Here is a 16,333-nt window from a genome sequence, read left to right as displayed (position 1 = left end):
GGAAGGAGATACATATGTGGATTAAAACAGTAAATTATTTTAAAAGGAATGTAGCAATCCATATCCATCAAGCTATCTATCGCTGGGGAATAGCCTATGCGGTGATAATGATAGTTTTAGGAATTTTCCCTGCAGAGGCAGTACATATTATGGCTAAAGATATGCCTTTACGAACATTGGTGCAAACCATAGCTAGGACGGAGAAACTTTCAGTAGTAGGATTAGATACATTAGAGGGGAAGGTTACTTTAGAAGTACAAGAAAATTCAGGACAAGAGGCCATTACTAAGTTGGGATCACAGTTAGGTTTTTTAGTCTATGAAGAAGGTGGTACCTTCATTGTAGAGGGGCGCCATGAAGAAAAAGAACGTCGACATGTGCGTCGAATCGTAGCGGAGATAGGAACGCCTGAGGAATTGAGCAATCTGATTCTGTCTGTAGTACCTAAAGAACATGTACAAGTGATGCCAAGCACGAATGAAGTGATTTATTATGGAACGGTTCATGAAATTTTAGAAGTAGAAAAATTACTACGATCTTGGCATGCTACACCAAAACAAGTACAGTTAGATGTGGCGGTATTGGCAATGGAAAAAGGCTATGCTAAAGAACTAGGGATACAATGGTCATTTCCTGGATTACAAAGTTCAGGGCTTTCCATGCATGGAAAATCTGAATCAGGTGTGGAAGGAAATGTTCATATCGGTCATATTCCTAAGGGCACATCGTATTCGTTTTTAGCGCACCCTACAGTATCTGCTAAAGAAGGAAGTAGTCGTATGGCATTGATTGCAAGACCTAGTATTGTAGCTCTTAATGGAGAGGAAGCAAGCATACTTATTGGTGAACGCGTGCCGGTGACAGTAGAATCTATTCAAAATGGTGTCACGAGAACCAGTATTCGCTATGAAGAGGCGGGTATTCGGTTATTATGCAAACCTTATGTATTACAGGGGAATCACATTGATACTATTGTGGAAGCTGAAGTGAGTAACCCTACTTTGGTCCCTGAAATGAAAGCTTATCGCATTACCACAAGGCAAGCGAAAACAAGAGTGCGCATACCTGATGGAGAAACATTGGTCATTGGTGGATTGATGGATCGACGTACCGTGCGACAATGGCAAAAAGTACCTATTTTGGGAGATATTCCTTTGATTGGGAAACTATTTCAACATAGTCGTAAAACAAAAGATGAAGTAGAATTATATATTTTAGTGACCGCTAGGGTAATTCAGTAAATAAGAAAGGCAAAATACCATATATACGCATTCACTATTCCAAAAATCCTTTTATGTATGATATGATGAAAGCATAGAACATATCAGGTTTTTGGGATATGGTCGTTATATAATAGGGGTATTGATATGAAAAAAGAAAGAAAAGAACTCTTAACGTTATGGATTACGTTGTCTTTGCAATTAGGAACCTATGCAGCACAGGGCATTATAAGTCACGAAGTAATGGTGGACAATAGTCAGGCTGTTCCCATTATACAGATTGCAAGTCCGACCCATGGTGTATCCCATAATCGGTATGAGTCCTTTTCTACAGATACGGGGGCTATTTTTAACAATGCCACTACACCTACAGTTAGTACTCAGATTGGTCCTGTAAATGCAAACCCTAACTTACGAGAGTCTGCCAACCTTATTGTCAATGAAGTAGTAGGGACTTCTACATCCCAGTTAGCAGGAACTTTTGAAGTAGCAGGACAGCCTGCGGATGTGGTCATTGCCAATCCCAACGGGATTTCTATCAAAGGAGTTCATTTTATTAACACCCCAAAAGCCACGCTTACTACAGGTGTCCCACACATGGTAGATGGTCAGTTAGAAAACTTTACCATTGAGAAAGGAAAGATTGATGTAACAGGGGCTATCAATGCACCTACGGAACATAGTGGAGCTAACTCATATACCCCTATTTCAAAGGTCGATTTACTGGCAAAGACGATTCGTATCAATGCAGATGTGGTGGCACAAGATTCTATTCGAGCTATCACAGGACGTAATATAGTGAATTATGCGGATGGAACTGTAACAGCTAAGGAATCTGGTGGAAATACCTCTACAGGTGTTGCCTTAGATGTAGGGGCTCTTGGTGGTATGTATGGAAATACCATTTCTTTAATCGGTACAGAATCTGGATTAGGTGTTAATATCAGTGGCTCTATCGATGCCATAGCGGGGAACCTACATATTGATACAGCGGGAAATCTCACCATTGAACAAGGTGGTTCACAGCAAGAGCCTACAAGTATTCACAGTGCCAAAAAAGTAGTGATTCGTAGCCAAGACTTTCATAATCGTGGCACCCTTGTGAGTGATGAAACAGTGACAATACAAAGCGGTACACTTACCAACGATGGGAACCTACAAGGAAAACAGATTGAGGCGAATGTGACCAATCTTCGTGGACAGGGAGTGATTTCCAGTGCGGAGAATATAACAATCCAAGGTATAGACTCTATTGTGTATCAAGGCGGCATACGCTCTCAGTCTGGGGATATCACTGTACGTGGGAAACAGGTAGAAGTAGATCGAAACCATATACAAGTAGTATCTAAAGATAAACTGCATATAGAATCGCAAACACCTAATCCTGAAATACCTGTAGATAGCTCAAAACCAGCTTTAGAGAACCCTTTACATACACCGACCATACAACCTATCCCTCATATACCTAACAAGGTGGTGGTAGAGGATACACAAGAAGAGTTACCTATTGTTGTAGATACGAATAGTCCCAAGAATCGCCAACCTATCTTAGATACGACGAGGAATGGCATAGATATCCTACACATTGCTGGTGTTGATGGAAACGGTGTTTCTCACAATGCATATACACAGTTTAATGTGAAAGACCGAGGCCTTATTCTCAATAATGCTACGAAATACACAAAAACTCAGTTAGCTGGTTACATTGATAAAAATATGTTCTTAGCTGGGAATGGTGCTAAGACAATCATCAATGAAGTTACCTCTACGAACCCATCTACTTTAAAGGGATATATAGAAGTGGCAGGGAATCCAGCGGATGTAGTCATTGTGAACCCAAATGGTATGACCGTCAACGGATTTGGTGTGATCAATGGCACTCATATGACCCTGCAAGGGAAAGATTATATAGACATCGTAGGAAAGGGCTATGGGGGACAGCAGATAGATAGTACTTTCATCACTGACCATCTACGTAACCGCCGCAGTGAACTATGGGGCCATCACCTTCGTATTGACACAGATACCTTAGAGAATACAGGAAATATAGCAGCAGAGACTATGCATATATCTGCCAAAACTATGCACAATGCGGGTTTTGTAGAAAGTAAAGATACTCTCCAATTTGCTGGAAATGAGCTTGTACAAGATAAGGGAATTATGAAGGCGAATCAGAATGTACATATCTCAGCGCATCATATCCGAAATAGCAATTCTTCTGTATTAGAAGCTGGTACTAGTGTGCATATCACGGGAGATACCTTACAGAACGATGCGTCCCATGTGGTCAGTCATGGTGTGATGCACTTAGGCGTAGGCAATTTAGAAAACACAAACATAGGGGCAATCATTGCAGAAGATACCCTACAGATACAAGGGAATACCTTTGCTAATACGAAAGGCATTCTCTTTGCAAAAAACGATGCAGAGATAGATATGAAAGAAGATGTGACGAATACAGATGGGTTGTGGCATGTGTTAGGTAATTTGCGTGCGCAAGGTCGCCACATTCGGAATATCAACAGCAAAGGTTCTTACTTTGGTTCAGACATCTATGTAAAAGGTAATGCCTATGTATTGGGAAAAGAGAGCTTTGAAAATAGGTCATCAGATGTCATTGTCAAAGGTGATCTCACTATCACAGCCCCTAAAATACAAAACCATAAGGATGTGTTTAAGACGGGGTGGACCATTTCAGAAGAAGATAAGTATGAGGGCATACCGCATCTAGACCAGCCTAACTATTATGAGGCAGATAGAAAATACCATAGAACGATTCATACAGGAACCATAGAAGAGGAAACCGCCACATCTAGAATACTGAGCGATGGTACAATTCACATTACAGGGCAAGATGTGCAAAATACATATAGCCAGATTATGGCGAAGGATGGCTTACAGGTTACGGCAGATTCCATTACCAACACAGGATATCAAGGGACGGTTCACTACGATGATATAGGCCGAGATAGACATTACTGGAAGTATAAACAGAAAAAACGCTGGTGGAAACGTAAAAAGTGGGTCTATGGACATACAGATATTCCCTATGAACATCACGAGAGCTTTGATGCTGAAAGTAGTCCATCTAGTGAACGTATTGCTGTATTAGGCAGTCATGGAACTACGAGCATCCAGTCTAATGCATTTACCAATACAACACTTGAGGCAGATGGAACAGCTTATGCCATACGAGATAAAAAGGTTGAAACTGCGGTGGCACCTACAGATGTTTCTAAATTAGTGACCCCTGTGTTGGAACCATCAAAACAACTCTACATGACGAGGGAGCCCCTTGCCGTTGCCAAGATAGAAGAGAACCCATTATATACAGATAAAAAGCAATTTTTGTCTAGTGACTATATGGTCGCTAGATTACAAGCAGACCCAGAACGAGTGTACAATCGATTACGCAATGGATATGAAGATCAAGAAATAGCGAAAGAAGAACTCCGTCAAAGTGGTCATACCCTTACGAAATATACAGGTCATGATCAGTCTTTACTTTCAGGGATACCTAATAGCATGTTACAAGCGGGAGATTTGCGCAAAGATGGTAGTATCGTCTTAGGTAAAGACGTGAAAATAACAAGCCAAAAACTATATAATACTGGCAGCATACAAGCTAAGGACTCTCTGTCCATTACAGGAAATCATGTCCGAAACCTCAGTGGGTCTATGAATGGCAATCTAGTGTCTATACGAACAGATATGTTAGAAAATACTTCGGGTCGTATACATGGTAAAGATGGTGTTCATATAGAAGGAAAGGATATCCGTAATGAAACGCAAATAATGACTAACAGTTCATTTGGATATCAACAAGATACAGCGCATGGAAATGCTAGTATCACTAGTGAAGGTAGTATCCATATCCAAGGGGATTCCATACGCTCTGTAGGCGCTACTATACAGGGTAGTAATACAGTGAATCTCGCAGGGAAAGATATACAACTCTCTGCCCGGACCTTACAAAATCGTTATATAGGTAGCGGAGTGACCCTAGAGTCCACTAAGTACCTAGGAAGTACCGTACAAGGACATACGGTACAAGTGCAAGGAGGAGAGATCACGTTACAAGGCTCTCGCATGATAGGACACACAGTGGACCTTACAGGGAACTCTCTAACCCTTACGAATGTAACAGATAGAACTTTGTCAGATGTAGCTGTGGGTGCTAGAGGTAGTGACTATTTCAACCGTAAGATGGTTATAGAAGAACAGAATCTAGGAGCTACCATTGAAGGTGATACCGGTGTGAAGGTGCGTATGGATAACAATGTATCCATGAAAGCAAGTACCATACATAGTAAAACGGGCCTTGTAGATGTACAAGCAGATCGAGTATCTATTGCACATGGTACTGAGCGTCATGAAACACTATCTGAGATACATCAAAAAGATAGAGGGTTCTTATCATCTACCACAAGGGATACCTATGACCATAGACGTACAGATACGGTAGTGGGCTCTACTATTTCAAGTGGTATTGTTAAGGTAGATGGTAAACAAGACGTACTAGTCAAAGCCAGCCATATAGTGGGGGATGCAGATGTTACGGTTACGAGTGCAGGTAATTTGACCATCACATCAGCACAGGAAGAATCTGGTGCCACTCATCGTGAGGAAGTACGTAAATCGGGTATTTTTGGTAATGGCGGTCTTAGCCTTACCATTGGTACACAAAAACAAACAGATACTTACGATGCTAAGAGCAGTGTAGCTAAAGGCAGCGTGATTGGAAGTCGCTTTGGTTCTGTCACCTTAGGTGCTACAGGATCTACACAAGTAGAAGCCAGTGATGTAGCATCGAAAGGGGATATTCAGGTTCAAGGATCTGGTGTGACAATACGTAATGGTTATACCACATCCCATACAGAAGAAACACATAGATTTTCTAAAACGGGGCTTACTCTTTCTTTGTCGAATCGCTTAGTAGATACCACAACCAATGCAGTGGGTACACTGACACGAGCACATATGGTGAAAGACGAGCGATTAAAAGCTCTATTAGGCTACAAAACCTATGATGATGCCAAGACATCTTTAGAAAAATCTAAACTGAAAGACCAAGCCAAGAGTTTACACCTCAATCTATCTTTAGGCACAGAACGAAGCGAAGCCTCTACTCATGTAGACAGCAAGATAGCAAAAGCATCGACGGTTGTGTCCGATGGACATATTCGTGTTACCACTAAGAAGGAGGATCTCCGCATAGAAGGAAGCGATGTACAAGGCAAGGACATTACCTTAGACTCGTCAAAAAGTATCTATGTGAAAGGCAAAGAAACGACCTCTAAGATGACACAGAGTATGAAGCAGAAACAAGGCTCTCTAGGTATTTCATATGATGTATTACAACACCGATTCTCCGATATATCTGTCAATGCCAGTGGCAGTAAAGGAAATATAGCTGGTACAGATATAGTCCATGACCCTACGAAGATACGTGCAACGAATACCCTTGCACTAACTACAAAACAGGATGTACACATCAAAGATGGTGTTCTTAAAGGGGAGGCTATCCAAGCAAATATTGGTGGTAACTTAGAGATTCACTCTGTACAGGATACACATGATTATACAGACCATACTACATCTGGTGGCATGAGTCTTAGCCTATCTAAAAAGGGAGCATTCAAATCATTACAAAGTTCTTTACAACGGACTGATATAGATAGCAAATACACCTCTGTGATCCACCAATCTGGACTCTATGCAGGAAGTACAGGATTCAACATATCCGTAGGCAACACAACTACATTAGAAGGAGCTCTCTTAGCTAGTCGTACAGATACGAATACACTGAAAACAAAATATCTAGTTATGAAGGATATGGAGAATAGGGCGAAGTATACCTATGGGTCTAAGGGAGTATCATATCTATCTGACGTACAATACAGGAAGTCTTTGCAACACATGAGAGATAGAAAAAATGCTATACTCACAGATAAAAATCTTAGCATTCCAGCTAAGATAAAATACTTACAACAGTTGAATCAAGATAATGACTATACAAGCCACCTCAAGTATGTTAATAGCTTGCATAATCAAGTAGGCCTATTACCAAATATGATGCCTGGTGAAAGAAAAGAAGCTTACAGTGTGACAAAATCTGCTATTGCACCTGGAATGATTGATGTAGAGAACTTTAAGATGGATGTGAGTCAAATTAATAGAGATATTAATCACAGCCTTCAAGCATTGGATACTATTTTCAACAAACAAGACATACAAGAACGACAAGAACTAACTAAATTATTTAACAAATATGCCAATGAAGCTATTCATCATATCTCTGATATGGCAGGTTGGAAGGAAGGTTCATCAGAAAAGGTAGCATTACATGCCATAGTAGGCAATATAAGTGCTAATATGGTGAATGGTAATATACGTGTAGGCACTGCAGCTGGCGGACTATCTGAACTCCTAGCACCAGCTATATTAGAAGCATCTAATGGCGATCCAGCAAAAGCACAATGGCTAGCATATGCTTTGGGATATGCCATAGATAAGCTTGCTGGAGGAACGGGAGAGCTAGGTGGAAGCATCAGTCATTATGGGGTTAAGTGGAATTTATTATTAAATGAACATGCAAAAGCTATACGGCAGAAAAGATATGAAAACTTTATTGATACCTTTAAGGGGCAATATATAGAAATGGAACGTAAAGGTAATCCTTATGGTGAGAAGACTATCAACCAAGCAGAAAATGACTTGTGGAATATGTACCATTTGAATAAAAAAGCAAATATATTCCCACAAGCGACAGAACTGTTAGGGTTATTTATGGAACCAGAAAATAATCAAGATATTATAGAAAAATCTGAAGAGATTTTACCAGGATTTCCTTTATATGTTTTAAATGAGAACTCTAAAGTACATCAATATCTTGCAAATAACGATGGACTGAATAAAGAAATAATTTCTAAGACTATGTCGAATTCTTATATGCATAACTTAGAACAAGTAACATATGAAGGGACTATTTCTTTTTATAGGAAAGGAGTCGATGAAGCTTTAGCCTATGGAACAGCAAGTTATATAGCGACATATCAAATTGATGGAGATTTGGTTTATGGAAAAATTACCATTATAGATAATTGGGATCATGATATAGATGAATCTAAATATTGGTTCTTGAAAGATGCATATATTTTACAGCAGTCAAAAAGGAAAAAAATTTTTGCCTATAAAACAACCTATGATGTGGCATATAAAATTGATGAACTTATGTTTATTGGGTGATGAAGAATGCGAAAAATATGTATGTGGTTTTTAATAATTGTCGGAATACTAGGGCCACTCTATCTATATATCAATATTCACCGGTATATGACTACAAAAACCTTTTTTCGATATGAAATAAATTATTTTTTTGAATTTAGGGATTATTTTAACGATATCAATATTGAAAATAAGGTGTATAGTTACACTGTAAAAGGTGATAACTTATATACTTATGGATTATCAGGATATACGAAGACAAAATTGGGGTTGGATATTCATATTATTAAAGTTTTGAATATAGAGTATGATAAAAACTATATTCATGACATAGAAGAAAGAAAATCTTATTCTAGCTTGGAGGGATTAAAAAATAAGTACATGTATGATGATGTTACCTTTACTAAAAGTTTTCATTCAATGGATGATGAAGATATAAATACTTTTTATATGTTGTATAAAAGAATACCAGATATTGAAGTATTTTTGTCTTCTATAGAAAAATCTCATTTATCTTATAAAGATGGAAAAAAAGTGGCACAAGGTCTCCGAGAACTAAACAATTCCTTAATTAAAGAATATATGAAGAGGAATGAGAAATAAACAATACTTCTAAATAATAGTTAAAACCTAGATGTTATGCAGAAATCTATGAGTATCCTTTAAACAATCTACTACTGAAACGGCAAGTCCTAATACAAACACAACAAGCTTAGCTGATAGTCCAGATATTTATCGGAATGGTGAGCAATATAAACCAGGAGTGGGAGCTAGACAATTAAAAGAAAACATTATATATGAGAGTAAAGGGTATTATTACCAAACTGATGAATTGGGGCGTATAAAAGCGGCCCAAGGTGAATTGCGATTAGAAGATGGCGTGAGAAATAAGGGGGATCAATTAAAAGCAGGTGGTGATGACCGATTACCAGGTGACCATGGTGGGCATCTAATAGCTAAAATCTTTGGAGGATCAGGAGAGTTAGATAATCTAGTTGCGATGGATAAAATTGTGAACACTGTAGAATATAGAGAATTAGAAAGGGTTTGGTATAAAAGATTAAATGAAGGTAAAAAAGTAGAAGTTACAATTGATGTTAAATACGAAGAAGTTAATAAGCGACCAACGGGATTTGATGTTATATATAAAGTAGATGACAATCCTGAGGTTATTCAGTTTCTTCCTAATGGAGGATGAATATATGTTTGTAAAAGAAATGAAAGATGAAGTAGCAATTAAGTTGACTGACTTACTAAAAGATAGATTAAATATTTTGTTACAAGATAATTGGGAAAGTTTAGTTTTTTTTGGACAGTGCTGGAGGTCAAGTTTAGCACCAAGATACATAATTACTTTTGAGGATGGAACATATATCATGGAGGGAGAGCTATTTTGTTTTTCCTCTGAACGTATTGGAGATAGGTCATTTTTTAATATGTTAGTGGATAATTTTCTCAAAGTATATAAGTTTAAGAATAAGGATAATGTGCACACTCTTAATATACTGAATATTGAGATTGGAAAAAATGGAGATTCTAGATATACATATAGCGAAGATTTGTATGGTAACTATGAATATCCACATACACCGTATATTTTATGGTCATATGTAGAGGTAGGAAATACAAAGGGATTTATAAGGGAGGAGGAAATAGAAGCAGAAAAGTATATTGATAAGTACAGTTTACAACCTAAAAGAATATTACAGCGTAGAACAAAAACTCTTAAAATACCTGATTTGCTAGAGAACTTGCTCTATAAACAAATTATGTATATCAATAGGTATTTGCCTAGTAAAACTAAAAAACTATACTTTCATTTAGATAGGCTGCATGAAAATTGGAAACTTAGTCTTTACATTAATACTATAGATAATAACTGGACACGAATTAGAAATATACAATCTAATGATAAGATGTGTACATATCAAGAGTTAATTATCTCATTAAAAGGAAGTATTGATGAAATTGATGAGTTGCATCGTATTTGCAGCAAAATGTATACATCTATTGACTACATTTTCGACGTTTCCACCGGTGAACTCTCTTATGTATATGACAATGTCACAGAAGATAATTTTACTGATGAGCTAGCTTTAGTAGAAGCTTGGGAAAAAAGATATTTCTCCCCAGATGGGGAACCACTGCTTACGCATGCAGTAGCACCCCATGAAGGATGTATTACAGGGACTATGCACATAGATATGTCTCAGTTTATTGAAGAGGAGGAAGAAGAAGTGGTTAGTGTAGATCCAGCTATAGAATTTACAGGGGAAGATATTCACGATTTGATTCCACAATATCTTCAAAATAGTTACGATATTTTGTATTCTATCTTGCCAGGTACATATCAGCGGATATACCTATATGTAGAGAATGATGGAACGGTATGTCGTCAACTAGGGTATATCATTGTCGATGGTGAATACCTTACTTTTGAGGAAATGATAGACCATAAGGTGGTTTCTAAGGCGACTTATGATGCTACAATGGAACAACTAGCACTGTGGTCGAATTACATGCGAAATGCATTTATTGCTTGTCATCTTGAACCGTGGACGGTGTTCTCCTATATGATAGATGAAGAACGACATATTTCTACTAACTTTGGTTACGATGTATTAGCAGAACAAGCCTATGACAATGAACTCTTTGACCTTTGGTCTTATGAAAAATTAGGAATTAAGAGTCCTAACTTGTCTGAAGAGAAGATAGCATCTATTGTTCCAGAAAATGAGTATGCCAAATTTTAATATGAAGGAGTCTAGGATTGACAAATCATAAAATAGTTACAGGCCTTGCTTGTTTGTGTATAGGGGCGCTTTCTCATAGTGTTCATGCTAATACTATAGACGAGCAAGGTAAACTGCTAGAGCAGATGGAGCGTTCTATATCTCATGTAGAGCAAAAGACACCCCCAGCTTTCACAGTTATTACAGAAGAGAAAGTATCTGAAAAGGTGAATCTACTATCCAATTATGCACCAGAATTTTTAATTCATCATATTGAACTTTCACAGGTTCCACCAGAGTTTAGTTTTCTGCAAACCATGGTGGCTAAGAAAGAACATCAATCGTATGGGGTAGAAACAATTAATACCTTGTTGCAGGAACTTAATACAGCATTACTAGATAGAGGTTACGTTACCTCTAAGGTCTATATGGAGCCTCAAAATATAGGAAGTGGCACACTTCGCTTATCCTTGCTGGTAGGAACCGTGGAAGAAATACAATTTAAGGGCGTGGCAGGTAATTATACAAACGCAATAGCCTTTCATAAGGGGCATATCTTAAATATAAGGAAGATAGAACAAACGGTAGATAATCTAAATACAGTGCCCCATCAGAAGGCTACGGTACAGTTACAACCGGGAAGTAAGTTAGGTACATCTATAGTGGTATTTCAGATAGAAAATAGGTCTAAAGTAGAGGTCACCACAGGATTTGATAATTTCGGTAATGAAGGAACAGGACGCTTTCAAGGGAATGTGTCCATCACGGTAGGTAGACCATTAGACCGTAGTGATACCTTGTACTATAGCTTAACTAGATCTAGACACTCAGATAGCATCAATATAAGTAAATCCAGTTATGTATCATACCAACTACCTATTGGAAATGATAGCATTACCCTTAGCCATTCTAATTCAGACTATCAACAACGGGTTGGCTATGCCATTAAACCTTTTATTTCTAGCGGTAACTTTACTAGCAGTGAATTACGATGGAAACACGTATTGCACAGGAATAGTCAACAGATTACAGAATTAGTGCAAGGTCTTACGCATAAGACAAGGCATTCTTTTATCAATGGTAGTGAAATTGATGTGCAACGGAGAAATACCACGTCTTGGTCTATAGGAATACACCAAAAACGATATAGCAAGAATGGAAGTCTAGATTGGTTAGTGCAATATGAAAAGGGTGTTCCTTGGTGGGCTAGCCCTGGTCCTACTGATCATTTAGGAGAAGCCACTACACAATATCATATATATACGGGGAAAGTGAACTATCAGCGTACAATGACTCTTTGGAACCGGAAAGCAACCTATACAATGGAAGCGAAAGGACAGTATACGAATAGTAATCTTTACAGTAGTGAGTTCTTTACCATTGGTGGATGGTATACGGTGCGTGGGTTTACCGGCGATAGAAATCTAGCCGCAGAACGAGGGTTCTATGTACGGAACACCTTAGATGTATCATTAAATCAGAATCATACAGTGTATGTAGGTTTAGATTATGGTAAAGTATACGGAAAATCTACGGAAGATATATTGGGTACAGCGTTATGGGGCGGAGCGATTGGTATGAAAGGACACTATGGAAGTGCTAACTATAATATATTCTTATCCACCCCGTTACAAGTGCCAAACGGTTTTACAGTGCCATATCGAGTCCTAGGAATACAGATGAGTACTGCCTTCTAAGCACGGTTAGGTGATTCACTAATTTACCTTGCAAAAGGCTGTGATTATTACTATAATAAAGGATAGATTAATATGTTTCTTTCACAGGAGGTTACCATGAGCTATGTAAAACAGCAAGACCCTAAAGTTCAAGAAATGATTGAATTAGAGTTGGGTCGTCAACGCAATAAATTAGAAATGATTGCATCGGAAAACTTTGTGTCTCAAGCTGTGATGGAAGCACAAGGTAGCGTATTGACAAATAAATACGCAGAAGGATATCCACATAAACGCTATTACGGTGGATGTGAATATGTCGACATGGTAGAAGAGTTGGCTATTGAAAGAGCGAAACAACTATTCGGCGCAGAACATGTGAATGTACAACCTCATTCTGGCTCTCAAGCAAACTTTGGCGTGTACTTTGCCTTATTAGAGCCAGGCGACACTATTATGGGGATGAATTTATCCCATGGTGGACATTTAACACATGGATCTCCAGTGAATGTATCTGGTAAGTATTTTAATATTATTCCTTATGGCGTAGATGCAGAAACAGGTCGCATTGATTATGAGGAAATGCGTAAAATTGCTCAAGAGCATAAGCCTAAAATGATTATCGGTGGTGGCAGTGCTTACTCCCGTCAAATTGATTTCAAAACCATGGCAGATATTGCCCATGAAGTAGGCGCAATTTTCATGGTGGATATGGCACACTTTGCTGGCTTAGTGGCAGCAGGATTGCATCCAAATCCAGTGGAATATGCTGATATTGTAACTACCACTACACATAAAACATTGCGTGGACCACGTGGTGGTATGATTATGTGCAAAGAAGAATATGCTAAAGCGATTGATAAATCTATCTTCCCTGGTATTCAAGGTGGTCCTTTGATGCATGTCATTGCTGCCAAAGCAGTTGCTTTTGGTGAAGCATTACAACCAGAATTTAAGGAATATGCAAAACAAATCATTGTGAATGCCCAAACATTAGCTGATGCGTTACAAGAAGAAGGTTTTACTATCGTATCTGGTGGTACCGATACGCATGTATTATTAGTAGACCTACGTACTGTAGGCTTAACTGGTAAAGTGGCTGAGCATGTACTAGATGAAGTAGGTATTACATGTAATAAAAATACAATTCCATTTGATCCAGAAAGCCCATTTGTTACATCTGGTATCCGCCTAGGCACTCCAGCGTTAACAACTAGAGGTTTACATGCAGAAGATATGAAAGAAATTGCAAGCATCATTTCTTTAGTATTAAAACAGACAGAAGATACTGCTGTATTGGCAGAGGCTAGACAACGTGTAGCAGCACTTTGTGAAAAATATCCAATGTATGCTTAATTAATAAAAAGGAAGTAAGTAAGATGAACGTAAATGTAATGACACATCCTTTGATTCAACATAAAGTAACGTTGATTCGATCTGTAGATACGGGGACAAAAGATTTCCGCCAATTATTAGAAGAAATCGCTTTGTTAATGGGCTACGAAATCACACGTGATTTACCATTAGAAGATGTAGAAGTAGAGACCCCATTGGTGAAAGCAATTGGTAAACAAATCGCAGGAAAAAAATTGGGTATTGTGCCTATCCTTCGTGCTGGTTTAGGTATGGTGAATGGTTTGTTGGAATTAATGCCAATGGCAAAAGTAGGCCATGTAGGTATGTATCGTGATCCAAAAACATTGCAACCAGTAGAGTACTATTGCAAATTACCATCTGATTTGGCTGATCGTCGAATTATCGTGACAGACCCAATGTTGGCTACAGGTGGTAGTGCAGCAGCAGCGATTTCTTTATTGAAAGAAAAAGGTGCTAAAGAAATTCAATTAATGTGTCTAGTAGCAGCCCCAGAAGGTGTAGAAGTTGTGAATAAAGCGCATCCTGACGTACGCATCTATGTAGCTGCATTAGATGAAAAATTAAATGACCATGGATATATTTTACCTGGTCTTGGTGATGCGGGAGATCGTATTTTCGGTACGAAATAAACGGTGTTGCCCGAAGAGTAGTGCGCGTTTCTTTTCAGTGACGCGCATTATTTTTATAAGAAAGGGTATATATGGCTAAAAAGAAAACAGTTTTTTTCTGCTCAGAGTGTGGAAATGAATCATCAAAATGGTTTGGTCGTTGTACTGCTTGTGGTGCTTGGAATACGGCGGTGGAGGAAGAACTGCAACCGGAAGTTAAAACAAAGCATGTAGCGTCTTATCGACCGGTAGAAGATGAGGATAACAAGCCCAAGGCTTTGACAGAGATTGAGGTAGGTGCTATTGCCCGAATTACTTCTGGATATGGAGAAATTGATCGTGTTCTTGGCGGGGGTATTGTACCTGGTGCGTTAATCTTGCTAGGTGGGGACCCAGGTATTGGTAAGTCTACCTTACTATTACAAGTGTCTGGTCGTATTGCAGAAGAGTCAGGTAAAGTCCTATATGCATCTGGAGAAGAATCAGATATGCAGTTAAAGCTGAGAGCTCATCGACTAGGTATCAATTCTTCCAATCTCTTAGTGCAAGCAGAAACTAATTTAGATACCATATTGAATGAAGCTAAACGAAGTCAACCAATGTTACTTGTTATTGACTCTATCCAAACTATGTATGTAGGTTCTGTAGAATCTGCACCGGGAAGTGTCAGTCAAGTTCGTGAATGTACAGCTAGATTGTTACGCTTTGCAAAAGATCAAGACATTCCAGTGATTATCATTGGTCATGTTACCAAAGATGGTACTATCGCAGGACCTCGTATGTTAGAGCATATGGTAGACGTAGTATTGTATTTTGAAGGAGAACGGTCCTATCAATTTCGTATTTTACGAGGAATTAAAAATCGATTTGGATCTACATCGGAATCAGGATTATTTACCATGGAAGAAGAAGGGTTAGGTGAACTCCTCACCCCATCAGCTACTCTATTAGCAGAGCGATCAGAAGAAGAGACGGGTTCTGCCATAATGGCATACTTAGAAGGAGTACGACCTATCTTGGTAGAAGTGCAGAGTTTAGTGGTATCCACTGCCTTTGGTATGCCACGGAGAACCGCTATTGGATATGATTTAAATAAGCTGATTTTACTCCTAGCAGTATTAGAAAAACGCTGTGGCTTTACCTTAGGTAACAAAGATGTGTATGTTACTATTATTGGGGGCTTAAAAATTAATGAACCTGCTTGTGACCTAGCCATGGCAGTAGCCATAATTTCTAACTTAAAAAATAAGCCTGTACCTCCAGATATGGTGATATTAGGCGAAGTAGGCTTGACAGGTAATATTCGTAGTATTCCACGTATAGAACAACGAATTGCGGAAGCTAAGAAATTAGGATTTAAACAATTTGTGATTCCTGCTGGTAATGTAAAACAGTTGAAAGGAATACAAGAAGGTATCTCCATACAAGGGGTGACTAGTATTCAAGAAGTGATGAAAAGTATTTTCTAACCCTATGTGCGAAGTCTTTACTATGAA

Annotated in this window: 9 protein-coding genes; all 9 read left to right on the top strand. The window is 38.5% G+C overall.

What is annotated here, in order from left to right; translation table 11 throughout:
- Positions 1-14: 14 nt before the first annotated feature.
- Positions 15-1,241 carry a type II secretion system protein GspD gene (locus EO111_RS04380; protein WP_126940739.1) on the top strand — a complete coding sequence of 409 codons (1,227 nt, stop codon included), beginning with the start codon at positions 15-17 and terminating at the stop codon, positions 1,239-1,241.
- A gap of 126 nt (positions 1,242-1,367) precedes the next feature.
- Positions 1,368-8,468: a filamentous hemagglutinin N-terminal domain-containing protein gene (locus EO111_RS04375; protein WP_127010840.1), complete on the top strand. Its 7,101-nt coding sequence runs from the start codon at positions 1,368-1,370 to the stop codon at positions 8,466-8,468.
- Positions 8,469-8,474: 6 nt separating this feature from the next.
- The gene (locus tag EO111_RS04370; RefSeq protein ID WP_164727606.1) at positions 8,475-9,050 is read left to right on the top strand and encodes a hypothetical protein; all 576 of its coding nucleotides are present in this window, start codon (positions 8,475-8,477) and stop codon (positions 9,048-9,050) included.
- 160 nt (positions 9,051-9,210) lie between these two features.
- A complete protein-coding gene (locus EO111_RS04365; RefSeq protein ID WP_164723734.1) occupies positions 9,211-9,645 on the top strand; it encodes a DNA/RNA non-specific endonuclease in 435 nt (144 codons plus the stop codon).
- A 4-nt stretch (positions 9,646-9,649) separates the two neighbouring features.
- The gene (locus EO111_RS04360; protein ID WP_164725688.1) at positions 9,650-11,200 is read left to right on the top strand and encodes an immunity protein YezG family protein; all 1,551 of its coding nucleotides are present in this window, start codon (positions 9,650-9,652) and stop codon (positions 11,198-11,200) included.
- 17 nt (positions 11,201-11,217) lie between these two features.
- Positions 11,218-12,876 carry a ShlB/FhaC/HecB family hemolysin secretion/activation protein gene (locus tag EO111_RS04355; RefSeq protein ID WP_127010838.1) on the top strand — a complete coding sequence of 553 codons (1,659 nt, stop codon included), beginning with the start codon at positions 11,218-11,220 and terminating at the stop codon, positions 12,874-12,876.
- A gap of 96 nt (positions 12,877-12,972) precedes the next feature.
- Positions 12,973-14,208, top strand: a complete 1,236-nt coding sequence (glyA, locus tag EO111_RS04350; protein ID WP_127010837.1) for a serine hydroxymethyltransferase — start codon at positions 12,973-12,975, stop codon at positions 14,206-14,208.
- A gap of 23 nt (positions 14,209-14,231) precedes the next feature.
- Entirely contained in the window at positions 14,232-14,858 is a 627-nt protein-coding gene (upp, locus tag EO111_RS04345; protein ID WP_126941025.1) for a uracil phosphoribosyltransferase, read from the top strand.
- Positions 14,859-14,929: 71 nt separating this feature from the next.
- On the top strand, positions 14,930-16,306 hold the full coding sequence (radA, locus tag EO111_RS04340) for a DNA repair protein RadA (RefSeq protein WP_127010836.1): 1,377 nt from the start codon (positions 14,930-14,932) through the stop codon (positions 16,304-16,306).
- Positions 16,307-16,333 lie beyond the last annotated feature (27 nt).

It is taken from the genome of Veillonella sp. CHU594, assembly GCF_003992265.1.
Classification (GTDB): domain Bacteria; phylum Bacillota; class Negativicutes; order Veillonellales; family Veillonellaceae; genus F0422.
This window is presented reverse-complemented; position numbering and strand designations above follow the sequence as displayed.